Origin of the sequence: Acinetobacter sp. FDAARGOS_724 (assembly GCF_013364475.1) — a bacterium.
GTDB lineage: Bacteria > Pseudomonadota > Gammaproteobacteria > Pseudomonadales > Moraxellaceae > Acinetobacter > Acinetobacter variabilis.
Genome location: NZ_CP054908.1, coordinates 1733200 through 1756722 on the forward strand (window position 1 = coordinate 1733200; position 23523 = coordinate 1756722).

The following is a 23523-nucleotide window of genomic DNA, read 5'->3' on the forward strand; positions in this document are numbered from 1 at the left end:
ATGAGTATTTATAAAATTTTAAGAAAATGTAAATTATTTTCTTAGAAATAAGTTATCCAATAGCTAGATAGAACAAAGATACTATCGAGAAACAAGCAAGACATTTACTTACGTTAATCGCGACTTATTCAAATAAAATTAATTTTGTTAAAATTGAGAATTATAAGATGACAGGAATTCAACACAGCAATTGAGTTTTTAGCATCAAAGCAACATATTAATTCCGATTTCGTTCTCATACTTGACCTGTTCCTTAAATAAACTCAAAGAAGAGCAGGAGAAAAATGATGAGACTAAATACGCTTGACTGGATTGCTTATGCTTTAGCGATTATTGGTGGCATCAACTGGGGTCTGGTTGGTGCGTTTAACTTTGATTTAGTCGCTGCCATCTTTGGTGAAATGAGCGCACTATCTCGAATTATTTATGTATTGGTTGGTTTGTCTGCCTTGTATCTGATTTATACGGGTACAAAATTGGGTCGACGCGATGTACATCATGAGTCTCAGGCTCGAGTAGTACGTTAACTGACTGAAAGTTAATTGAAATCATTGATATTTTTTTAATTAACTGATGCCTATAATAGATTAGTTAATTTAAAAGATATAAAGGCATTTAACAGAAACGGAGCTTAGGCTCCGTTTTTCGTCTTTAAATTGGTCAACCTATATAAAATTTTAAATTGATAAAAACCGTATAAAGTGATCAAAAAATCTCTATAAGTTTTTTCTATCAACCGGATAAAAATACTTAAAGAAGTTAAATGGTTCTTTGCCTAATTTAATTAACCTTTTTTCTAAAACCAGATAAGTAATAGAACCTGCTAAGATAGAAGAAGTAATAAGTATAGAGCTAAATAGGTAAGGGTTTAATATATTGAGTTTGTTTAAAACCATAGCAACTGGGCTTAAAGTAAAAGGATGAATCAAATATAAAGAGTAAGATGAATCTCCAAGATGATTAAAAAATCTTAAAATTAGTGATTTGGTTTCAGTGATTAAGTCCTCTAAAGCTACGCATCCAATAAAAATGAAAAACATCGGGATCCCGATTTTTAATGATCTCAAGGTGATGAAATCAGGTAGTTTATAAAAGTTTTGATAGGCTAAGAGGGAAGCGCCGACAAGAACCATAAATAAAGACATTAATCGTGAAAGGTTAGTATTTTTTATAATGATAAATGCTAGAACGCCTAAAGCGAATTCAAGCAAAAGATTATGGGTTAAAAACATCAGAAATTCAGATTTTGGTTGGAGTATTAAACCTGTAGCCACAACAACTGAAAAATATAGAATGATAAAAAAATATTTATATAAGTCTTTTAATAAAAAGATTAGGAAAAATGAAAAAATAAAATAATAATAAAATTCATAGCTTAAGGTCCATCCATTATTGATTAAAAATTTACTGCCATTCGGAATTAAGAAGAAGGATTCGAAAATTCCTGTTTCACCACCAGATGAATTTATAAGATTTGGAGAAATCAGAAATACGATTAAAGCAAAAAAACTGAGAATCCAATAAAGAGGAATGATTCGGATGAATCGGTTTCTCATGAAATTTAAAAAATTAACTTTTTTATTATATGTTGTATAACACATAATAAAGCCAGAGATGATGAAAAATAAATCAACGCCAGAACCGCCTATGTGATACCACTGGAGCGCATCTACATTGTATTGTTGTCCTTTAAAGGAGGTATGGCTTATAACTACCATTAAGGCAGCAATCCCCCTAAGAAATTGCACTGAATAAAGCATAGTTATTATTTTATTAAAGTATTTAATTTAAACTATCATACTCAATGTTTGTCTCACAAATATACCTGGTGAAAGACCGTGAATATTACTGATTATTTAATCTAAAATTATTACGGTTATTTTTATATAAAAGTAGCCTATTTTACGAGAATTCGATTGTTTGCTAGAGTATTTTAAATAAATGAAAATTGAATTTTTTATTAATTATTATTATTTATTAGCCCCTTTAAAATATATTTCAAAATTTTAATAAAAAGTAAAAGTAATCAGCTTAATAAAAGAAATTTCAGAAACCATTTATGAATCAATTCAAAGATCACGTATACATTATCTTCTTCACACCAAAATTTGGGAATTTTCTATACATAAATGAAAGATATATTTTACAGTAATTGCTAAGATTTCTGTTTAGAAACCTTGGTACTATATTCAAATTTTTAATCATTAGATAATAAAAAACCCCGGCATCCTGCCGGGGTTTTTCGTATTGGTTAGCTTGGTATAACTCCTGTCGTACCTTACCGTCCTTGTGCTTATCTATTGTTATTCTTATGTGGAACTTCCTGTTCCTGATGTAATCATCATATGAAAATTCATTTAACCAAAATAGTAGTAAAGGACTTGAATGACTATAAGTCAAAGACTACAGGATTGATTATTAAATAGGCATGTTTTTTGTATCGTTTAGAAATTTAAAACAGTTAACCTTTAAAAATATTTTGAGAAAAGAGGAAGAAGAATGTCCATGCTTAATAAGTTGCTTGAGCTCGACTTAGACTGTCGTTTCTAAGTAGAATAGCAAGACTCATTTAATCTTTTCCTTCATCTTTGCTATTGTATTTGTAGCAGTTGCACTACTGATCGAGAACAAATCGCTGATTTACATTTTTGCTGGCTTGCTGCTGTTCTGGCAAAGATATCTGGTGCTCAAATTACATGAGCATTTAGAAAGTAAAAAAACTGATACTTGATGGTAGATCTCAAATAGCAAAATTTTGAAGCTTTTTAATATAGAAATATTTGGAAAATGCATATTAAAAGCAAGTGACTGAATTTATATAAAAATTCATTTTATTTTTCAAGTTATTTTACTATTCGATAAATTATTTTGTATATAATCATAGAAAATTTTTATAAAATCAGTTATATATATTAAACGGAAAAATATTGAGTAATGTACATAATCTAAAATATTGAGGTAGACAATGAGCGACGCAAGACTTTTATATGTTAGTAAGTTGTATGATTGCGAAGATCCAATGAATGATCTATTCAATATTCTTACAGAAGCGTTGAATTTCAATTCACGTAATGCGATTTTTGGGGCTCTGTATTATGGGAATGGTTACTTTGTTCAATGTCTGGAAGGAGATAGGAACAAGATTGAAGATCTGTTCTATAAAAAAATCTTGAAAGATCCTCGACATAAAAATTGTGAAGTACTGTATTTTGAAGATGTAAATGATCGACTCTTCTCATACTGGCATATGAAATATGCCAATATCCATCAGGATATTCTTGGATTCTTTGCCGAACATAATCTGGATGAATTCAATCCTTATACCTTGAATGCCGAGACCATTCCTCAATTTATTCAGATATTGGCAAGTTTGAATGACCATGCCTATACATTGAAAGCAAGTTAATCCTTACATCATCATGCGATATAAGCTTTAGCCCTGCATCGTATGATTTTTTAAAAATTTTTTAAAATGAGTATTTACTTTAAATAAGTTAAATAAAAAATACTTTATAAATTCAAAAACATAAATATTGTTAATTCAAAAAAATATATCCAGATCTCATCCTTATCATTTCATACCAAGCCAAGCTTTTAAACCTAACAATCAGTGCAAAATTCTTCTGCTTTTCATCAGGCAGACGACACTTCTGTATTTTGAAAAATTTAAGTAGGCCGTTGAGGTTAGCTATAAATTAACCACAAGCAGACTTCGCTTTGAAACCGCTACCTAATTTATTATAAAAAAGAAATTTTTTAGGCTAATATAAAATTCATCATGATTATAAGTATCTATGTATATAGATACGATATTAAAAGGATTACAGCATGCAACAAGAAGTCATCATTGTCGGTGGTGGTATGGTCGGCCTGAGTCTCGCGCTGATGTTGGCTAAAACCAATATTGCAGTCAAACTTTTGGAAGCGATCAAATATCCAGATTATGATGATGTAAATCTTGCACCCTATCATTCCAGTTTTGATGCACGTAACAGTGCCTTATCACGCCGTAGTGTACAGATTTATCAGGAACTTGGGCTTTGGGATGCCTTGCAGGAACATGCAACGCCGATTCTTGAAGTGAATATCACTGAGCAGGGCAGTTTTGGTAAGGCGCGCTTAATCGCAGAACAGGAAAAAGTCGAAAGCTTTGGTCAGGTCATTGAAAATGCCTGGCTAGGCCGTGTGCTATTAACTCAAGTCAAAAAAGAACCTTTAATTGAACTGATTGATGGGATTCAGGTGACTTCTCTGACTCAAGATGCTGAGTTTGCTTATCTTGAAGCACAACGTGGTGATGCTTTATTGAAACTTCAATCCAAAGTGGTGATTGCTGCTGATGGGCGTGATTCTTTCTGTCGTAAAGCGCTTGGCATTGGGGCTTCAGAGCATGACTATGATCAGGTCGCCATTGTCACTACCGTTCAAACTTCTAAACCGCATAATCATGTTGGCTTTGAACGCTTTAGCCATCTAGGACCATTAGCCTTATTACCACTTCCAGGTGAATATCGTCGTTCTGTGGTCTGGCCTGTGAAAAAAGGAACGGAAGGAAAATGGCTGGGTGAAGAAAGTGACCAGCATTTTCTGAATGCCTTACAAGAGACCTATGGCGATCGTGCCGGCAAATTCCAGAAAGTAGGTAAGCGCTTCAGTTTCCCTTTGTCCCAAGTATTAGCAGAAAAACAGGCTGTGGGCCGTGTGGTCTTGATGGGGAATGCTGCACATACGATTCATCCAGTAGCGGGTCAGGGTTTTAACCTGTGTATGCGAGATGCACATGTATTGGTGCGCTACCTGAAAGAGCAGCAGTCACAAGGCGCAGACTTAGGTGATGCAGCGGTATTACAGGACTATGAGAAATCCCGCTTGAATGATCAGCAAAGAGTGATCAAGTTCTGTGATTCAGTCGTACGTGGTTTTAGTAATCAGAATCCATTCTTGAAACTGATCCGTAATACCGGACTGATTGCTTTTGATACTATTCCTGGCATCAAGCCACTGGTCGCTAACTATGCCATGGGGTTAAAAGCATGAGTCTGAATCCGAGTTCTGATGTATTAGATGTTATCATTGTTGGTGGTGGGCTAGTAGGTGGCCTGACCGCTTTATTACTTGCTCAAGGTGGTGTGCAAGCTACTGTGCTGGATGCTGCGCCTATTCTGGATGCAGACAAAACTTTAAGCGTAGCCAATCCGCGGGTTTTGGCTTTAAGTCAGGCGACCATTCATTTGTTAAAAACCGTGGGGGTGTGGGACAAACTTGCACGCCAGCAGCCATATACTGGAATGCAGGTCTGGAATAAAAATGGCTACGGTGAAATTAACTTTGGTCATTCTTCAGAAAGGACACCTTCTGTAGAGCAGGCGCTAGGCTCGATGGTAGAACCGAGTATCCTGAATCTGGCCATACAGCAAAAGATGCTTGAAGAGGTGCAAGATTACCGCACACAGGTCAAAGTTAGCCGGGTGGAATGTGGTGTAAATCTCTGGATCATTCATCTGGTAGACGGCACCCAGCTCAAAACCAAGTTGGTCATTGGCGCAGATGGCGCGAACTCCTTTGTACGTGAACAAGCCTTTATCGATATCGATGTATTGGACTATAAACAGGCTGGAATCAGCTGTGCAATTAGAACAGTCCAGCCGCATCAGCATGTGGCTCGTCAGATTTTTCTGGAAACCGGTCCTTTGGCTTATCTGCCAATGGCAGGTCTTAAAGAAGAAGAGCAAGGCCACTGGCAATCCATAGTCTGGACATTACCTGATGATTATGCCGATGAATATGCAGCATTATCAGATGCTGACTTTACTCAACTATTGACCCGTGAAAGCTATCATATGCTGGGCGAAGTGCTGGAAGCGACACCGCGAGCTAAATTCCCACTCAAAGCTCGTGCTGCACAGCAGTATGTACAAGATGGCTTAGCATTAATTGGTGATGCTGCGCATGTGATTCATCCGCTTGCTGGACAAGGGGTTAATATCGGCTGTCTGGATGCTGCTATACTTTGTGAGGTGTTGCTACATGACAAAGCGCGTGGAGTGTGGGCCCATGTGCAGACCTTAAAACGTTATGAGCATCGTCGTAAAGGCCAGAATGATGCGATGATGCATAGTATGTCGGCGATTGGCTGGATGGAAACTACTGAGCTTTTCCCAGTGGTATGGGCACGTAATTTCGGGCTGAAACAGGTAGAGCAACAGGCAGTCCTGAAAGATGCATTTATGGCTCAGGCGAATGGTTTAAGTTTACTCAAAGATACACGTTATTCAACCTAGTGGCCGAATGTAAATTTTTTAAACAAACATCTATAAAGAGTAACTATTTTGTTTAAAAAAGATACGATTTTTTGAAAATTAGGGCTAGGCGAAGACCAAAGAGATTGCTAAATTTCAGTTAATTTAAAGCTTGGTTCAATAGATAAAAGCGAAGCCGTTTGTGGGGAGAGCAAAATGACAGACGTAAATGATTATGATGATGTAGAAGATCCTGTAATCGACGACGATGAAGCAAAAGCAGCAGAAAAAGGTGCTGCAAGTAGCGAAGAAGTTGTGAATGATACAGACGTATTAGAAGCTGAAACTTTGACTGTAACTGCTAAGCAGAAAAAACGTCAGGCACTTGAGGATGAAATTGCAGCTTTTCTGGCAAGTGGTGGCCGTATTACTGAAGTTCCAGCTGATGAATCCGTTGCAAGAGAATAATTGCACTTGATATTCGCGAATAAAAAAACACCACATTGATTGTGGTGTTTTTATGAGTAAAGAAAAATTAATCGTTGGCAGAGGTTAGTTCCAAAGCACGTTGATAGGCAATTTTTTTCTTGATCCCAGTCAAATCTGCAGCCAGTTGTGAAGCTGCTTTGACAGACAGGTCCTGTAATAAACGCAATAACAATTTATCCAGTTTTTCCTGATCCAGATCTTTCTCTTCGATAGAACCACCAATCACCAGTACGATTTCACCTTTTTGCTGGTTATGGTCATTGGCAACAAATTCGACCAGTTCACCCAGTGTCGTTTTCTTGATGGTTTCAAAGGTCTTGGTAATTTCACGGGCAAAACCTACAGGACGTTCTACACCGAATACCGCTGCCAGATCTTTAACACATTCCAGAATGCGGTGCGGTGCTTCATAGAAAATTAAGGTCTGAGTTTCATCTTTCAGTTTTTCCAGAGTCAAGAGCCGCTGGCTTTGTTTAGACGGCAAAAAACCTTCAAAGCTGAAACGGTCACTTGGTAAACCTACTGCGCTTAAAGCGGCAATTGCAGCGCATGCACCCGGCACAGGAACCACACGAATATTATGTTCTTGCGCAGCACGGACAAACTTGAATCCTGGATCGCTAATCAGTGGTGTACCTGCATCACTGATTAATGCCATATCTTCACCATTGAGCAGGCGTTGAATCAGCTGATCAATCTTGTTGCTTTCATTATGTTCATGACAGGCTGTCAAAGGTGTTTGAATATTAAAATGTTTAAGTAATTGTGCAGAAGTTCGTGTATCCTCAGCTGCAATAAGACTCACCGATTTCAATACATTAATTGCACGATAACTAATATCATCTAAGTGCCCGATTGGAGTCGCAACAACAAATAACTGAGCACTCATAGGTTTCTCCATGTGGAATAAGTCGAATAATAAAAAATGGAAGATTCAAAATAAAATTTTGGGCTTGGGGTTACTGGTCTGCGTCAGCAGCGTACAAGCGGAAGTGCTGATTATTCTACCTGAAACCGGCCCCTTGGCGCGAGCTGCTTCGAGTATCAAGCAAGGATTTCTCAGTGCATATACGGCGTCCGGACAGAAAGTACCATTGAAATGGGTCAATTCAGACCAGAAAAAAATCTCTCAGTTACTCAAACAGCATGTCAGTAAAAAGACGCAAATGGTGATCGGTCCTCTGGGACGTCAGGATGTAGAGCAGCTGGTGCAGACTAAACCCAAGATTCGTACACTGAGTTTGAATGAAACTAGCCTAACGGCCCCAAATATCTGGCAATTTAGCCTGTCGAAAAAAGAAGATGCAGCTGCCTTACAGAAGCAGATTGCGCTAGATGGGATTCAGCAACTGTTTGTGCTGCGTCAACCGGGCAGTGAGTCAGAACATGAACTCTTGCTAATGTCACTACTTAGCCAGAGTGAGCTGCAACTGGAAATGATCCAGAAGCCGCCATTTTTTCTGAAGAGCAAGCAGGGGATCCTATTGCTCGGCAATGCGGACTGGCTGGCATCCTTACAGGGTTTAGGACATAAACGGATTTACACAGTCGCGAATGCAATTAATGAACAGCATGCTCCGCCACGAGGCATCAAGTTCTGCGATGTGCCGGTACTTTATTTTGCTAACTGGCCTGATGTGATGCAGGCTTATCAACAGGCACCGGTGAATATGTCCTATCAGCGTTTGATTGCTTTTGGTGGGGATGCCTGGCAAATCACCCAGTATTATTTAAACAATAAAAAAATACGCAATATTGAATTCCAGGGTCGTACTGGAATGATTCGGGTATCGGATCAGGGCATACAACGTACGCCGTCCTGTTTTCAGCAGAGTGCCAAAGGTCTCAAGGCACTATAAGGGTCAACGATGCAGAAACAATTAGGTGCATGGGCAGAACAACAAGCTGCCCAACTAATGCAGCAACAAGACTTTCATCTCATTGCCAGAAACTGGCATAGTCGCTATGGTGAACTTGATCTGGTCATGCAGCGTGAGCAGGAACTGGTCTTTGTCGAGGTAAAAGCACGGGCTAAAACAGCTTATGCATTGGCTTTTGAATCGGTTTCCTCTGCCAAGCAACGAAAAGTCCTACAAACGGCTGTATGTTTTATTCAAAAGAATCCACAGTTTGCACATTATTACTATCGTTTTGATGTGATTTGTTTTGATTTTAATCGGTATTTTGCAAAAACCATACAGCATGATTTTTCTCAATACCCTTATGATCTGCACTGGTTTGAAAATGCTTTTACTTTTGATCAAGAGTTTATTAATCTTTGAATAAAATAAGATCTGATGCGGTAGATAAAATTTGCAGCATCATGGGAAAGTTCAAGTATGATGAAGAACATCTGGCCTTGAAAAAACAGATTATTATATTGAAATAAGACTGATTAAAATTAAGGAGTCTTGCTGAGTGGTTAAGCGTATTGCAATAACAATGCTGTGTGTCGCAAGTTTATCGGGTTGTGCCAGCTTTATTTCTAACGGTACTGGTACGGCTCCTGTAGGTACCGAAAATGGAGCTCGGACGCTAGGACAGGTATTTATCGATTCTTCTATTGTACGTACTGCAAAAATTAATCTTTATAAACTAGATTCACGTTTTAAACAGTCAAGGGTCAATATTGAAAGCTTCCATGGCAATGTCCTGTTGACCGGACAGGTGCCGGATGCGCATCTCAAGCAATTGGCAGAAGATAATGTCAAATCCATGAGTGACGTCAAAGCGGTGCATAACTTTATCACTGTGGGTAACCAGAGCAGCTACACTACGATCATGCAGGATACCGCCGTGACGGCGAATACCCGTGGCCTGATTATGAAAGCACCAGTAGTATCTGACAGCAAAGTGCATGTGCATACTGAAGATGGTGTGCTGTATGTGATGGGACGTCTGAATAGTGCAGAAATCGATGACCTGAATCAGGTGCTGCAACAAGTGGGGAATATCACAAAAATTGTCACGCTCATCGACAACGTGGATCAGCGCTCTGGTTATAATACTAACCAGAATTTTGCAGCGCCTGCATCTTATGCACAGTCGGGTGTTGAACAGACTCCAGTCGCCATTGATCCTGATACAGTTGAACCGACTGATGTTCCATAAGGTCGGTCAATTTAAAACGCAGCTGTCAGATCGGATCCTTGAAGTCCAGCAACGTTATAAAGATTTCCGGATCTATGATTTTGGCAGTTATGCGCTGAACCGTTTAACCCCAAAACAGGGTTATAGTGTTGAAACCCAGTTAGCCTATGGCTTAAGAGCCCGTCAACGTTTTGATCTGTTTTTAAGTCATCAGCCTTTAGCGCATCGCCCCCTGATTGTCTTTGTCCATGGTGGTGCCTGGCTGCACGGTGATAAAAAGGATTACCATTTCATTGGCGAGGCCTTTGCCAAAGAAGGCTATGATGTGGTGGTAATGAACTATCACCTAGCGCCTGAACACATTTTCCCGATCTATATTAAGGACCTGCATCTGTTGCTAAATCATTTGCAGCAGCATGCAGGCCAGTTAAATGTTTCTACGGAAAATCTGGTCTTGATGGGACATTCAGCCGGGGCATTTAATGTCATGTCAGCGCTATACCATCCACAAAAGGCCATGATTGAGCGGGAAAAAATCCGCGCCATTATTGGTCTGGCAGGACCGTATCATTTTGACTATAAAGATGATCCAATCTGTGCCGATGCTTTTGACCAGTCGATTCCGTATCAGCAGGTGATGCCATATTATTTTGTGGAAAATACCTCCACCAAACATTATCTGTTCATGGCCGAGCGGGACAATATTGTCGGTCATTTCAACAGTCAGGATCTGGATCGGGTTTTCAAAGACCATGGCAATCATAGTGAGTTGATTACCATTCCGAAACTGGGTCATATTACGATGATCGGTTCATTGTCCAGTTTGTTTAGCCGGTTCTTTGAAACCAAGCCGCGTGTGATGTGGGCGCTAGAAGATGCTTTTAAGTGAAGATCTGTGATCATGGCAATTCCCACAAAAAAAGCCCGGTATGAAAACCGGGCTTTTTTTAATTGAAAACCTTAGAGCCATTCACGGGTATCATCTGCGACCGGTGTACCTTGAGTCACATGCATGATCATGACATGGGCAATACTGCCTTTAAACGGAATTTCCGGCAGCTGGTCAAACTTGAAGAATTTCGCATCGCTAATTTCTTCTTCCTGCAATTGCAGCTCACCGCCAGCATATTCTGCTTTGAAGGCAATCATCAGATTACTCGGGAAGGGCCACGGCTGACTAGCCAGATACTGGATATTTTTCACTTTCAAGCCGACTTCTTCCAGCGTCTCGCGACGTACCGCTTCTTCAAGTGTTTCCCCAACTTCGACAAATCCGGCAATCAGGCCATACATCTGGCTTTTGGTATTACGTGCATTTTTAGCCAGCAAAATTTCATCCTCACCACGGGTAATCACGGTAATCACACAAGGTTGCACCCTTGGATACTGACGATAATGGCAAGCTGGGCAAACCATGGCATATTCAACAGCATGGGCTTCAGTCGGGGTGCCACAGTGGCTACAGAACTTGTGATTCCGGCGCCATTCCAGTAGTTGCACAGCACGGCTGGCCTGTTCAAATTGCTGAACATTCCAGAACTGTAATAATTGACGGATCGGAACCAGTTGCAAGCCTTCAGGAATTGGCTCATCTGGAAGAAGATCACGGGCAACCACCTGATCACCCGGATTCAGCAGCAAATCACTTGCCAGAGCTTCAACTTGAGGCAGTTGAAAGTGTTGGTCGACCAGCAACTGTTGCTGCTGGAAAATATAAGCAAGTGATAATTTTTTAGACATTAGGCAACGATTTTCAGTTTCTCACTACTGTCTAATGCTACCTTAAACATGGACTGTAATACAGGCTGTTTATTCTTTAAGTTATCGATCATCATATCGGCACTAGCCAATGCATCCAGCGCATGATGAATTTCTGCTGGTGTTAATGCAACCGACTGTTCAATACGGTTTTTGATAAACAGGGCAGTTGTATTGAATGCAGCTTTCACATGTTCAGCATTCAGGAACAGCATAGCACCGCCAATTTCACAGAACTGGATGGGTACAGGTTCGAGTTGGGTCAAATCTTGATCCTGCAGATAATCAGTCAGAATCTGGCTAGATAATTCAATCAGTGCCTTGGTTTCATTTAACAAAGCGTTATGTGCTTCGTCCAGACGATCCAATGAGATATTCATGTTATTCACACGTAGCTGCAGACGGCTCGAAGTATGGTGACGTTCCAATACACCAATCGAGTTCATCGCGGACAGAATCACATTCATCAACTGCTGGGCAAAAGACTCATCTTTCAGAATATCCGCCTGGCTGAGTGAAGCTGCCTGACGGTTTAAATCATGATAGGCTTCGTTCAGGTTCAGAACCTTGAAGATATTGGCTAAGCTATTCAGTTGAGTCTGGAGTTCCTGAGTTTTTTCAGGTGTCATGTGCTGATAGTTATATTCGATATCATTGCGGATCTGGGTCATTTCTGCAGTCACCAGTTCGCTAATGGTATGCATGGTTTCGAAGTCTGGGCCATACAGATGACGGCTAAATACTTGAAGTTGCATATCTGTCAGTAGATCATCACCAATATTCAGCTGGCTACGGATTTGCTGTGCAGTTGCATCTTCCTGACTAATACATAAGCTTAATACATTTGCCAGATCGGACAGAGAGGCTTTGAAGCTGTCGGCTGAACTAAAGTACTGCGCCATGTTGCGTTCAATACTTATTAAAGTACGCAAACGTGGTTCATTGATGAGCAGATGATCAATATTATCAAAAGCAACATGCACCAGATGCCAGTATTGCTTGCTTGGATGATTTGCTGAAAGACCTGCCAGATAAGTACCGACCAGTTTGATCGCCTGCAGATCCATCTCGCTTTCTTCCTGTTTTAGCAGTTTGTTAAGAGACAGCTTATACAGGCGTTGCACATATTTGGATTTTTCAAGACCTGGTACTTGGGGTAACTGGAAGTCTGGAGTAATCAGATCAAGCAAAGGTTCAATATGCTGACCTTCGGTCGTCAATGGTTTACCAAGCGCAAGTTCCAGACGGTTCAGGGTATCGAGCAGGAACTGCGGAATTTTCACTTCACGCAAGCAGATAAATTCGATATAGCGTTTCAGCATGGTGGTGCCTTCACTCAATGCGATCACATCCTGAGTGTTGACCTGCGCCGGATTCCCCATAATCTTGCGCATCAGTTCTGCTGAATATTGAGCAATTTGTGCCAGATTCGGCATATCAATCAGTGCCAGTACCTGTGCACATTGTTCGAACTGATTTAATGCATCGTCAATGCCAAAAGGTAAAGTTTGATCTTCTACCAAGGTGCTTACTGCTGATTCGACTAACTTGATCGAGTTATCAACCTCATTTTTTATTATCAGTAAAGCTGTTGGATCAAAATGTATAGAGGTTTGGTAAGACATGGATCTGCACCTTTCCTTGAGTATTTTCTATATATGAGCCCCGCTTTATCGGACGGGGCCTCTTTGGAATTACTATAACTGAAGAACTGTATTTTAAAAGCGAAATTACTGCTTGAAATTTAGATTTTATTTTGCAAAAAGGCAAGGCGTTCCATGCTTTTCTTCAAATTGTTTGACCCATTTCTCATGTTCGGCAAGTTCTTCATCTGATGGAAGAATCACAGGCAATTCAATTTCGATTTTCACAGTGCTTGAACTGCCACCTTGTTCTTCGGTATGTGACAGGGCATCCATATCAAAAGAGACCTGTCCACCGGTCATGGCCAGATAAACATCGGACAGAATTTCCGCATCGAGCAAGGCACCGTGGAAGGTACGGTCACGTTGTGGAATTTCATAACGACGCACGAGGGCATCTAGAGAGTTTTTCTGTCCAGGATGCTTGGATTTGGCCATTGCCAGAGTATCGGTTACTTCACAAACTTCAGAAAGTGCGACAAAGCCTGCACGCTTGAATTCCATGTCCAGGAAGTTCATATCGAAGGTCGCGTTATGCGCAATAATTTCGGCACCTTGCAGATAGTCAAACAGTACCTGTGAGATTTCTTCAAACAGCGGCTTGTCTTGCAGGAACTCGTCGGTAATACCGTGGACATTCACCGAATCACCAACCGGTTTTTTCGGATTGATATAAATATGGATTGAGCTGCCGGTAAGTTTCCGGTTAATCATTTCGATCGCACCCACCTCAATGATCCGGTCACCATCCTGATAATAGAAACCGGTGGTTTCCGTATCCAGAATCAATTGACGGGGGCCATGCAGCTCTAAGGTCGGCGGTGTAATCACAATTTGCGGATGTAGTTCGGTTGAATCTGAAGTGACTGAAGCAGACTCATCGGTATTTTCAATTGTTTCTAAATTTTCAGTCCGTTCCATTTTTTCTTCGGCCATTTCCATGCTCTCTTCGAGTTCTTCTTCACTATCGACAAGATCCAGCCCGAAAGGGTCGTCTAGAAGCCAGTCAGGTTCAGATTTTTTTTTATTTTCAGTGATTGCAGTAACTGATTTGGATTTTTTCAAGGTTTCATCTGCGCCCTGATTAGCCAGTTGATCGGCCATTTCATTGCCAGGATGTCCGGCATGGCCTTTTACCCAGTGCCATTCAATATCCCGACCTTGGCAAATGGCATCCAGTTTTTGCCATAGATCCGGATTTTTAACGTCTTTCCAGTTTTTCTTTTTCCAGCCATGAATCCATTCGGTAATGCCTTGTTTGACATAATTGGAATCGGTATAAATGACCAGCTTGGCATCTTTTGGACAGAACTGGATGCCTTCGATCGCTGCGGTCAGCTCCATGCGATTATTGGTGGTATGATCTTCGCCACCGCAAATTTTGTGTTCCTGCTGTTCGGTAATTATGTACGCACCCCAACCGCCTAAACCCGGGTTGCCGCGACAGGCGCCATCAACATATAGCGTGATAGTGTGAGACATAAATTAAAATCCGATCAAAAAAGAACTTGCTGAAGCGGATATTGTATAACGCAAATACGCTTGATGCGTCTAGATGCACCAGTTTTTTTAATTTCTTGTAACATTTAACGTGAAATCGGGGTAAATTAATGCCTTGTGTCCACGACATGCTTCACTACAATGGCATATCTAAAAAATAAATTTATATACGAATTGTTTGGATTTCTTTATGTATAAACCAACCGCAATTTTGTGGCAGCCTGCATTACCAACATTTTTAAAATTTTCTGTACTTGGAACGGCACTCGCTTCCTTGGGACTGACGGGCTGTTCTTCTACACAAAGTGCGACCCAAAAAGCGTCAAGCAAGCAGGTTGGCTCACAATATCTAGATGCAAGCAGTTTGGATGGGCTGGAAGATTTACTTTCTGCAACGGATATGCGTGCGGTTGAAGGTGACCGCTTACTGATTTTGAAGCATGGTGATATCTGGAAACGGATGACCGTGGGTTTCAAGATGGATCTGAATACCTGGAATCCGCGTATTGATGCACAGCGTGGCTGGTTTATTTCCCGTCAGCCTTATCTGGACCGCCTGAGTGCCCGTGCATCGCGCTATCTCTATTATACGGTGAAAGAAGCAGAACGCCGTGGCATGCCTACAGAGCTGGCTTTATTACCGATCATTGAAAGTTCTTATGACCCGGCGGCGACCAGTAGTGCAGCAGCAGCAGGTTTATGGCAGTTCATTCCAAGTACTGGCCGTATTTATGGTCTGAAACAAACCTCACTTTACGATGGCCGTCGTGATGTCGTTGAGTCGACTCGTGCGGCTTATGAGTTTCTAGGCAGCTTATATAACCAGTTTGGTTCCTGGGAATTGGCTTTGGCCTCTTATAATGCCGGTCCAGGCCGTATCCAGCAGGCGATTAACCGTAATAAGGCCGCAGGCTTGCCTACCGATTACTGGTCCTTGAAACTGCCTCAGGAAACCATGAACTATGTGCCGCGTTTCCTGGCAGTTGCGCAGATTGTGAAAAATCCGGGTACTTATGGCGTGAGTTTGCCACCAATTGCCAACCGTCCTCACTTTCGTGAAGTGACTGTCGGTGCAGCCAATTTAAATGAGATTGCAGCCATTACCGGTTTAAGCCGTGCTGAACTGTATCAGCTTAACCCGGGGCATCGTGGTGATCGTATTGATCCGGAAAGTCCGCGCCGTATTTTGATTCCGGCTGACTTAAGTCCATCGATTGATGGAAAACTGAAAAAACTGCAGTCTAGTTCAAGCGGCTTATGGGCAGGTACTGTCAGTAACTCGCCTAAAACGACCACTACAGTAACTCCAAATCCAACTGTAGCACCAGCATCAACCAGTACCACCATCGTACCTGCCAAGCAGACTCCGCCGGTGCTTGCCACTACGACTGCTAAGACTGCAACAGCAACTAAAGCTCCAACTGCGACTACATCACCAAAGCCAGCTACGACTGCACCAGCAGCAGTGTCAACCACGACGACACCTAATCTAACTGCACAAACCACCAAACGGGTCAGCACACCACGTGGTTCCGAAGCACTTGCTGAATTTGCGGCAAAAAGTGAATTGCCTATTCCAAGCGCGCCACGTATTCCGGTTGCTGTGACGCCAGTTGCTTCAGTGAAGCCTATCCAGGTCGAGCCACCAATTACCGCAGCTGAACGTCAGCAAATCCAGAAAGTGGTGTCAGCAGAAGAAATTAATAAGACCGTGGATGAGCTTTTACAACCTGTGGCGACTGCAGCTGAACAGGCACAGGTCATTGAAGAGTTGAAAGCACTGGCACCTGCAGGCACAGAAATTGTTGACCCTTATGATGGCAAGATCAAACTGACTGCAATTCAGACCAGTCAGTCTATTGCCGAGCAGCAGGGCAAGGAACTGACCAAAGGATTCTCATATCCGAAAGAAGTCGCTGTAAACACCAGTGCAGATTCAGTTGAAGCTCGACTCAATCAGGGCAAAAACTATGTAAAAACTGATTCAGAAGTTGTGGTTGTGGCACCGAAAGGTAAGCGCAGTACCTATAAGGTTTTACCGGGCGATAATCTGGCATTGATTGCAGCGAAGAATGGCGTGAACTGGCGTGATGTCGCGAAATGGAACCAGATTGATCCAAACTCTACATTATATGTGGGCACCACAATTTATCTCTATGATGCCAACCCAGTACAGGAAGTACCGAAAGCCAAAGAGAAACCGGAAAGTTATGTGGTTCAGGCCAATGATTCTTTGACCAGCGTTTCCAGCCAGTTCGGCCTTAGTGTTAAACAGTTGGCTGATTATAATGATCTGAGTACGACCAGTGGTTTATTTGTGGGGCAAAAGCTTTCCCTAAAAGAAAGTACCAGCAAAGCGAAAGTTGAAGACAGCAAAAAAGTCGAAACTGTCAAAGTCCAGACCAAGTCCTATACCGTTAAACGTGGTGAGTATCTGAAACTGATTGCAGATCGCTACGCATTGTCGAATGCAGAACTTGCTGCACTAACTCCGGGTTTAACCGCGGGTAGCAGTTTGATGGTCGGACAGAAGATTAATGTTCCTCTCAATGAAGTTGATGAACTGACTGCGAGCAGCAAGAAAACCGAAAAAATCGAACAGAAGTTTGAGAACGTTAAGGTTGATCATACGCCAACAGAAAGCTATCAGGTCAAACGTGGTGAAACCCTGTACAGCATTGCCAATCAAAGTAAATTGACGGTATCTGAACTGGCAGCGTTAAATGGCCTGTCTGCAAACAGCGGCTTACGCATTGGTCAGACCATCAAGATTCCGGCCGGTAGTCAGGTTCCTGACAGTTATACGGTTCAATCGGGTGATACGCTGACCGGGATTGCAGCAAAATATAATCTGTCGATGGATCAGATTGCCAACCTGAACAATATTTCCCGTAGTGCCAATGTGCGTGTGGGTCAGCATCTGAAATTATCTGGTAGTCCTGAACCTGTGCAGGAAGTGGTCACCGAGACTCAGGAAAAGAATGTCAAATCAGATACTCACATCGTGAAATCTGGTGAAACCTTAAGCTCGATTGCCCGCCAATATCATCTACAATTACGTTATCTGGCAGACCTGAACGGCCTAAGCACCAATAGCAATGTGCGGATTGGACAGCGTTTAAAAATTAATGAAGATATTCAGATTGCCAAAAAAGAGCCGGTAGTAAAAGTCGCAACAAAATCTGCCTCTTCTAAGGCGACAGAATCCTATACGGTAAAATCCGGAGAATCACTGATTGCGATTGCCAATCGTGTAGGAGTACCCGTTACTGATCTGGCGAGCCTGAATAATCTTAGTCCACGTGCTGGTTTACGTGTGGGCCAAACGCTTCAGCTTCCAAAGCTGGTCACTGAATACAAGGTGAAGCGTGGCGATACCTTGATTCGTCTGGCATCCCGTTATGGTATGGCAACCAATGAGCTGGCAGAAATGAATGAGCTGAAACCCAATACGCAATTGCGTATTGGTGATGTGATTAAGGTTCCAAACTAATTTCTGGATCGTGAAATTGTTTAATCCCGTCCATGTCTTATGGATTCTTGCTGCCCCCTGGATCATCAGTTCTAGCGGGGCAGCAGTCATTACGACACCTTATATTGCAGTGCATGGTGCACCCAAATATGCACAGGCTAAATCTCTGCCTTATGCCAATCCGCAAGCGCCCAAAGGCGGCATTCTTATTCAGGCAGCCGATGGCAGTTTTGATAATCTGAACAGCATGAATGGTAAGGGGAATGTCACTGAAGGGATTAATTATATTTTTGACAGCCTTATGTCGAAATCCCTGGATGAGCCCGGCGTTTATTATCCTTTGCTGGCGGAGAAAGTCAGTTTCGATCCAAAGCAGACTGCTTATATTATTTTCCATTTAAATCCTAAGGCCAGATTCAGTAATGGTCAGCCAGTGACGGCTAAAGATGTGAAATACAGTTTTGATCTGTACCAGACTCAGTCTAATTTTGGCTTACAGATGTATCTGGCAGATATTAAAAAAACCGAAGTTCTGTCACCTTCAAAAGTTAAGATTAGTTTTAAATCTCGCCATAATCCGGAAATGGCCATGATTGTGACGCAAATGCCGATCTATTCTCAGCAGGAGTGGCAAAAGCGTAATTTCAAAGACATTAACCTGAAACCGATCTTGGGTTCTGGGCCTTATGTGATTGAACGTATTGATGCAGGACGCAGTATTTCCTATAAACGTAATCCGCATTACTGGGGTAAAGATCTGCTGGTCAATCGTGGGCGTTATAATTTTGATCACATACAGTATCGTTATTACCGTAGTCCGGAAATCAAGTTTGAAGCTTTTAAGTCGGGCCAGTTCACACTGCATGAAGAAAAACAGGTTAACCGCTGGGTAAGTGATTATCGCTTTCCTGCGGTAAAGCAAGGCCAGATCAAAACCTATCGTTTTCACCATCACAATCCGATTCCAACCCAAAGCCTGATTTTTAATATGCGGCGTCAGCCCTTTGTCGATATCCGCTTCCGGCAAGCTTTAACTCTGGCCTATGATTTTGAATGGCTAAATAAAGCCTTGTTTCATGGGGAATATCAGCGTCTTAACAGCTTTTTTAGTAACAGTGAACTGGCATCTACAGGCAAGCCGAGTGCCCAAGAGCTGAAAATATTACAGCCAAATTTATCTAAATTGCATCCGGTGCAACGTCAGACGGTATTACAGGATTGGCATTATCCGCAATCAGATGCCTCCGGGTTTAACCGCAAAAATTTATTACAGGCGCGACAAATTTTATTGAATGCTGGTTACCGTTATCAGCAGGGAAAACTGGTGACTGCTCAAGGTAAACCTGTACAGATTGAATTTCTGTTGCATCAGGCTGAACAGCAGCGTCATCTAATGCCTTATCTACGCCATTTGAAACGTTTAGGAATTCAGGCGTACATTCGGATGGTAGAAACGGCTCAGTACTATGAGCGCCTTAGAAATTATCAGTTTGATATGATTGTGGATATTATGCCGCAATCGCTGACACCGGGGCAGGAACAGAAACAGTTTTGGGGTAGTCAGGCGGCACGTCAGCCTGGCAATTATAATTATGCCGGTATTCAAAATCCGGTGATTGATCGGGTGATTGATCAGGTGGTTCAACCACAAAGCCGGGAGCAGCTGATTTATAGTACCCGAGCTTTAGATCGTTTATTGCGAGCCGGTTATTATCATATTCCGACTTATGGTACGGGTGAATACTGGTATGCTTACTGGAATATGTATCAGCAGCCTAAAATCAAGCCCAAGCTTTCTGCGGGTATTGATTACTGGTGGGTGGATGCAGCTAAAGCCAGACAAGTGGCGCCGTACTTAAAATATCGCTAGATTTCCAGCTTTGGGGAGTGCCATGAGCACTTATATCGTCAAACGTTTGCTTCTTATGATTCCGACATTATTCATGGTTTTACTGATCAATTTTGTGGTGATTCAGCTTGCACCGGGTGGTCCAGTGGAACAGGCCATCTATCAGGCACAGCATGCAAATAATTTGGCGATCGGTGGCCTGCAGTATCAGGGACAGCAAGGCCTGACGCCCGAAATGCTGGAGCAGATCAAGATTCAGTATGGATTTGATCAGCCGGCTCATTTACGTTTCTGGGAAATGTTGAAAAGCTATGCCCAGTTTGATTTAGGCCAGAGCTTTTTTAAAGGCCAAGCTGTGACTGAACTGATCTGGGAAAAATTGCCAGTTTCACTGTCTCTAGGTTTCTGGAGTACCTTGCTCATTTATCTGGTCTCTATTCCTCTTGGCATCCAGAAGGCCAAAAAGCATGGCAGCCTGTTTGATCAAATGACGTCTTTGCTGCTGGCTGTGGGCTATGCTATTCCAGCCTTTATCTTTGCCATTTTGCTGATTGTATTTTTTGCAGGTGGTTCCTATCTGCAATGGTTTCCTTTACAAGGGTTAAGCTCGGAAAATTTTGCTGAATTATCCCTCTTTGGAAAAATTCAGGATTATTTTTGGCATATGGCTTTGCCGCTACTGGCTATGGTACTCGGCGGTTTTGCACGGCTGACTTATCTGGTGAAATTTTCCTTTATGGAAGAACTCAGTAAACAATATGTGCTGGCAGCAAGAGCGAAGGGACTACAGGACAGAGCAGTGCTCTACCGTCATGTACTGCGCAATGCTGTGCTGGTGTTGGTTGCCAGTTTGCCAGAAGCTTTGCTCGGTATTTTATTTGTCGGGAACCTGTTTATTGAAATCATCTTTAATCTGGATGGTTTGGGCATGCTGGGATTTGAAGCGATTCTGCAGCGGGATTATCCGGTCATTTTTGGAACCTTGTTTATTTTTACCTTATTGGGCTTGGTGCTGCGTTTGATCAGTGATGTGCTGTATCGGGTGATTGATCCCCGGATCCATTTTGATTCGCGAGGGTCAAAATAATGTCACCAATGCTACGCGCCAGCCTGCAACGTTTTAAAAATAATAAAACCGGATTTGCCTGCTTCATTGCCTTTATCATTATTTTTATCTTGTCACTTGGTGCTGAGCTGATCGCTAACGATAAGCCTTTACTGGTCAAGTATGAGAATTCCTATTATCTGCCAGTAATAAAGTCATATCCTGAAACGACTTTTGGGGGTGTCTTTGAAACTGAAGCCGAGTATCAGGATCCTACGGTACAGCAGCTGATTAATGCCAAAGGCTGGGCAATCTGGTCGGTGATCCGCTTCGGCTATGACACACCCAATTTGGCACTCGATATTCCAGTACCTTCACCTCCAAGCCGACAAAATTGGCTAGGAACAGACGATCAGGGAAGGGATGTGCTAGCACGTATTTTATATGGCTTGCGTATTTCCTTGCTGTTTGGCTTTGCATTAACTTTACTGTCAGCAGGATTAGGGGTGCTGGTTGGGGCAGTTCAAGGCTATTATGGTGGCTGGATTGATCTAATCGGGCAACGTGCACTTGAGGTCTGGAGCAGCCTGCCGATGCTGTTTATGGTCATGATTCTGGTCAGCGTATTTAATCCAAATATTTACTGGCTATTTGTGATCATGCTATTTTTTGGCTGGACGACACTGGTGTCGATGGTGCGCGCCGAATTTTTACGAGCCAGAAATCTGGAATATGTCTGGGCAGCAAGAAGCATTGGAGCAGGGCATGGCCGGATCATGTTCCGGCATATCTTGCCGAATGTCATAGGTTCCAGTCTGTCACAACTTCCTTTCATGCTGACCGCCAACATCAGCGCACTAACTGCACTGGACTTTTTAGGTTATGGTTTGCCGCCTGAAACCGCTTCCTTGGGTGAATTATTGCTGCAGGGCAAAAATAATCTCAATGCGCCGTGGTTGGCTTTGTCCGGGTTTCTGACCTTAGCCATTGTCTTGTCTTTGCTTATCTATATCGGTGAAGCCATCCGAGATGCTTTCGATCCCAAAATTTAAAATGATTTTTTTAAGACTACCCCCTAATATCTAAAAATAAAATTTGTATCCATTTGACAATATGAATTGTCAATTATAGCAAGTTAGGTTATAACACATACAAAATAAGATAAACATTTCAGGAAAGTACATGACACAATTGGCCGATTTTATCCAGATCCGTAATACCCAGTTTAAAAACCGTATCATTAAAGGTGCCATGAGTGAGGCATTGGCCAATGATGCAGGCCAACCTAATCAGGCCCATTTAAAGTTATATGAAGCTTGGGCCAAAGGTGGTTTAGGCTGTGCGATTACAGGTAATGTCATGGTGGATTTTCGTGCCAAGAATGAACCCGGTGTAGTGGTAATAGAAACTGAACGTGACCTGGAAAAGTTAAAAGCCTGGGCGAATGTCGGAAAACGTCATGGTATGGTACAACTGGTACAGTTATCTCACCCTGGACGTCAATGCCCAAAAGGCTTGAATAAAGAAACCGTAGCACCTTCAGCTGTACCTTTCAGTCCAGCACTGGCGATGAGTTTCGGTACGCCACGTGAACTGCGTGAATATGAAATTTTAGATATTATCCAGCGCTTTGCGACTTCAGCTGCCATTTGCGAAAAGGCGGGATTTGAAGGCGTGCAGTTACATGGGGCACATGGTTACCTGATTAGCCAGTTTTTATCGCCACTGACCAATAAACGTCAAGACCAGTGGGGTGGTAGTATTGAAAACCGCAGCCGATTCCTGCTAGAAACCTATAAGGCAGTACGTGCAGCAACTTCAGAGAATTTTATCATTTCAGTAAAATTAAATTCGGCAGACTTCCAGCGCGGTGGCATTAGTGAAGAAGACGTTATTTATGTCTTTAAGGCGATGGATGCAGCCGGGATCGATATTATTGAAGTTTCTGGTGGAACCTATGAAGCACCCGCAATGGCAGGGGTAAAAGCAGAGAAACGTAAAGCATCAACGGTTGCCCGCGAAGCCTATTTCCTTGACTTTGCCGAAAAGATCCGTCAGGAAGTTAATTGTCATTTGATGGTGACGGGTGGCTTCCGTACCGCAGCAGGTATGAATGCAGCCCTAGATAGTAGCGCATGTGATTTTGTCGGTATTGCACGTCCATTTGCAGTCGAGCCTGATCTGGGTAACCGTCTGGTTGCAGGACAGGATGTACGTTATACAGTGGAGAAAATTAAAACTGGTATTCCAATGATCGATAAGATGGCGATTATGGAAATCATCTGGTATGCCGCGCAATTTAAGGAAATTGCCAAAGGTTATCGACCAAATCCAAAACTGTCGCCTTTAAAGGTATTTTTAAATTACGTAAAAGGCAATGTGAAAGCTGTGATTAAAGGTCAGATCAATTCACGTAAATCGGCTTAATGTGCACAATG

19 protein-coding genes are annotated in these 23523 nt (G+C 42.1%); 14 read left to right on the plus strand and 5 right to left on the minus strand.

Features of this window, described 5'->3' with window-relative positions:
• The first annotated feature begins 287 nt into the window (after window positions 1-287).
• A complete protein-coding gene (locus tag FOC32_RS09480) occupies window positions 288-527 on the plus strand; it encodes a DUF378 domain-containing protein (protein ID WP_034703714.1) in 240 nt (79 codons plus the stop codon).
• A 189-nt stretch (window positions 528-716) separates the two neighbouring features.
• Here FOC32_RS09480 and FOC32_RS09485 read toward each other — a convergent pair whose 3' ends face one another.
• Complete coding sequence (locus tag FOC32_RS09485) at window positions 717-1760, minus strand: acyltransferase family protein (protein WP_175967178.1); 1044 nt, start codon at window positions 1758-1760, stop codon at window positions 717-719.
• Between the two features lie 1205 nt (window positions 1761-2965).
• On the opposite strand from FOC32_RS09485, the gene FOC32_RS09490 reads away from it, so the two are divergent.
• From FOC32_RS09490 to FOC32_RS09505, 4 genes are all read left to right on the plus strand, one after another.
• The gene (locus tag FOC32_RS09490; protein ID WP_175967180.1) at window positions 2966-3406 is read left to right on the plus strand and encodes a BLUF domain-containing protein; all 441 of its coding nucleotides are present in this window, start codon (window positions 2966-2968) and stop codon (window positions 3404-3406) included.
• Window positions 3407-3828: 422 nt separating this feature from the next.
• Window positions 3829-5037, plus strand: a complete 1209-nt coding sequence (ubiH, locus tag FOC32_RS09495; protein WP_175967182.1) for a 2-octaprenyl-6-methoxyphenyl hydroxylase — start codon at window positions 3829-3831, stop codon at window positions 5035-5037.
• A complete protein-coding gene (locus FOC32_RS09500; protein ID WP_175967184.1) occupies window positions 5034-6281 on the plus strand; it encodes an FAD-dependent monooxygenase in 1248 nt (415 codons plus the stop codon). Before ubiH ends, FOC32_RS09500 begins: the two co-directional genes overlap by 4 nt.
• Before the next feature lie 174 nt (window positions 6282-6455).
• A complete protein-coding gene (locus FOC32_RS09505; RefSeq protein WP_004782870.1) occupies window positions 6456-6707 on the plus strand; it encodes a hypothetical protein in 252 nt (83 codons plus the stop codon).
• Between the two features lie 67 nt (window positions 6708-6774).
• Here the strand turns inward: FOC32_RS09505 and rsmI are convergent, their stop codons facing one another.
• Window positions 6775-7617: a 16S rRNA (cytidine(1402)-2'-O)-methyltransferase gene (gene rsmI, locus FOC32_RS09510; protein WP_175967186.1), complete on the minus strand. Its 843-nt coding sequence runs from the start codon at window positions 7615-7617 to the stop codon at window positions 6775-6777.
• Window positions 7618-7627: 10 nt separating this feature from the next.
• Here rsmI and FOC32_RS09515 point away from each other — a divergent pair, with 10 nt between their 5' ends.
• From FOC32_RS09515 to FOC32_RS09530, 4 genes are all read left to right on the plus strand, one after another.
• Window positions 7628-8587 carry a penicillin-binding protein activator gene (locus FOC32_RS09515; RefSeq protein WP_005234759.1) on the plus strand — a complete coding sequence of 320 codons (960 nt, stop codon included), beginning with the start codon at window positions 7628-7630 and terminating at the stop codon, window positions 8585-8587.
• Between the two features lie 9 nt (window positions 8588-8596).
• Window positions 8597-9010 (plus strand): YraN family protein, encoded by a 414-nt coding sequence (locus FOC32_RS09520; RefSeq protein ID WP_175967188.1) that lies wholly within the window; start codon window positions 8597-8599, stop codon window positions 9008-9010.
• A gap of 136 nt (window positions 9011-9146) precedes the next feature.
• Window positions 9147-9839 carry a BON domain-containing protein gene (locus tag FOC32_RS09525; protein ID WP_175967190.1) on the plus strand — a complete coding sequence of 231 codons (693 nt, stop codon included), beginning with the start codon at window positions 9147-9149 and terminating at the stop codon, window positions 9837-9839.
• The gene (locus FOC32_RS09530; protein WP_175967192.1) at window positions 9829-10707 is read left to right on the plus strand and encodes an alpha/beta hydrolase; all 879 of its coding nucleotides are present in this window, start codon (window positions 9829-9831) and stop codon (window positions 10705-10707) included. Before FOC32_RS09525 ends, FOC32_RS09530 begins: the two co-directional genes overlap by 11 nt.
• 71 nt (window positions 10708-10778) lie before the next feature.
• Here the strand turns inward: FOC32_RS09530 and nudC are convergent, their stop codons facing one another.
• The 3 genes from nudC to dnaQ all read right to left on the minus strand — a co-directional run bounded on the left by nudC (window position 10779) and on the right by dnaQ (window position 14701).
• Complete coding sequence (gene nudC / locus FOC32_RS09535) at window positions 10779-11558, minus strand: NAD(+) diphosphatase (protein ID WP_175967194.1); 780 nt, start codon at window positions 11556-11558, stop codon at window positions 10779-10781.
• Window positions 11558-13201 carry a chemotaxis protein gene (locus tag FOC32_RS09540; RefSeq protein WP_175967196.1) on the minus strand — a complete coding sequence of 548 codons (1644 nt, stop codon included), beginning with the start codon at window positions 13199-13201 and terminating at the stop codon, window positions 11558-11560. Before FOC32_RS09540 ends, nudC begins: the two co-directional genes overlap by 1 nt.
• A 126-nt stretch (window positions 13202-13327) precedes the next feature.
• A complete protein-coding gene (gene dnaQ / locus FOC32_RS09545; protein WP_175967198.1) occupies window positions 13328-14701 on the minus strand; it encodes a DNA polymerase III subunit epsilon in 1374 nt (457 codons plus the stop codon).
• A gap of 208 nt (window positions 14702-14909) precedes the next feature.
• Here dnaQ and FOC32_RS09550 point away from each other — a divergent pair, with 208 nt between their 5' ends.
• From FOC32_RS09550 to FOC32_RS09570, 5 genes are all read left to right on the plus strand, one after another.
• The gene (locus FOC32_RS09550) at window positions 14910-18212 is read left to right on the plus strand and encodes a LysM peptidoglycan-binding domain-containing protein (protein ID WP_175967200.1); all 3303 of its coding nucleotides are present in this window, start codon (window positions 14910-14912) and stop codon (window positions 18210-18212) included.
• 16 nt (window positions 18213-18228) lie between these two features.
• A complete protein-coding gene (locus tag FOC32_RS09555; protein ID WP_175967202.1) occupies window positions 18229-20061 on the plus strand; it encodes an extracellular solute-binding protein in 1833 nt (610 codons plus the stop codon).
• A 22-nt stretch (window positions 20062-20083) separates the two neighbouring features.
• The gene (locus FOC32_RS09560) at window positions 20084-21127 is read left to right on the plus strand and encodes an ABC transporter permease subunit (protein WP_175967203.1); all 1044 of its coding nucleotides are present in this window, start codon (window positions 20084-20086) and stop codon (window positions 21125-21127) included.
• The gene (locus FOC32_RS09565; RefSeq protein ID WP_175967204.1) at window positions 21127-22137 is read left to right on the plus strand and encodes an ABC transporter permease; all 1011 of its coding nucleotides are present in this window, start codon (window positions 21127-21129) and stop codon (window positions 22135-22137) included. The genes FOC32_RS09560 and FOC32_RS09565 overlap by 1 nt, the downstream gene beginning before the upstream one ends.
• A gap of 130 nt (window positions 22138-22267) precedes the next feature.
• On the plus strand, window positions 22268-23512 hold the full coding sequence (locus FOC32_RS09570; protein WP_175967205.1) for an NADH:flavin oxidoreductase/NADH oxidase family protein: 1245 nt from the start codon (window positions 22268-22270) through the stop codon (window positions 23510-23512).
• Window positions 23513-23523: the final 11 nt, after the last annotated feature.

Bases quoted from the DNA above. Each gene is read 5' to 3' on its own strand.
- FOC32_RS09480 (WP_034703714.1), top strand. From the start codon at position 288: ATGAGACTAAATACGCTTGACTGGATTGCTTATGCTTTAGCGATTATT.
- FOC32_RS09485 (WP_175967178.1), bottom strand. From the start codon at position 1,760: ATGCTTTATTCAGTGCAATTTCTTAGGGGGATTGCTGCCTTAATGGTA.
- FOC32_RS09490 (WP_175967180.1), top strand. From the start codon at position 2,966: ATGAGCGACGCAAGACTTTTATATGTTAGTAAGTTGTATGATTGCGAA.
- ubiH (WP_175967182.1), top strand. From the start codon at position 3,829: ATGCAACAAGAAGTCATCATTGTCGGTGGTGGTATGGTCGGCCTGAGT.
- FOC32_RS09500 (WP_175967184.1), top strand. From the start codon at position 5,034: ATGAGTCTGAATCCGAGTTCTGATGTATTAGATGTTATCATTGTTGGT.
- FOC32_RS09505 (WP_004782870.1), top strand. From the start codon at position 6,456: ATGACAGACGTAAATGATTATGATGATGTAGAAGATCCTGTAATCGAC.
- rsmI (WP_175967186.1), bottom strand. From the start codon at position 7,617: ATGAGTGCTCAGTTATTTGTTGTTGCGACTCCAATCGGGCACTTAGAT.
- FOC32_RS09515 (WP_005234759.1), top strand. From the start codon at position 7,628: ATGTGGAATAAGTCGAATAATAAAAAATGGAAGATTCAAAATAAAATT.
- FOC32_RS09520 (WP_175967188.1), top strand. From the start codon at position 8,597: ATGCAGAAACAATTAGGTGCATGGGCAGAACAACAAGCTGCCCAACTA.
- FOC32_RS09530 (WP_175967192.1), top strand. From the start codon at position 9,829: ATGTTCCATAAGGTCGGTCAATTTAAAACGCAGCTGTCAGATCGGATC.
- nudC (WP_175967194.1), bottom strand. From the start codon at position 11,558: ATGTCTAAAAAATTATCACTTGCTTATATTTTCCAGCAGCAACAGTTG.
- FOC32_RS09540 (WP_175967196.1), bottom strand. From the start codon at position 13,201: ATGTCTTACCAAACCTCTATACATTTTGATCCAACAGCTTTACTGATA.
- dnaQ (WP_175967198.1), bottom strand. From the start codon at position 14,701: ATGTCTCACACTATCACGCTATATGTTGATGGCGCCTGTCGCGGCAAC.
- FOC32_RS09550 (WP_175967200.1), top strand. From the start codon at position 14,910: ATGTATAAACCAACCGCAATTTTGTGGCAGCCTGCATTACCAACATTT.
- FOC32_RS09560 (WP_175967203.1), top strand. From the start codon at position 20,084: ATGAGCACTTATATCGTCAAACGTTTGCTTCTTATGATTCCGACATTA.
- FOC32_RS09565 (WP_175967204.1), top strand. From the start codon at position 21,127: ATGTCACCAATGCTACGCGCCAGCCTGCAACGTTTTAAAAATAATAAA.
- FOC32_RS09570 (WP_175967205.1), top strand. From the start codon at position 22,268: ATGACACAATTGGCCGATTTTATCCAGATCCGTAATACCCAGTTTAAA.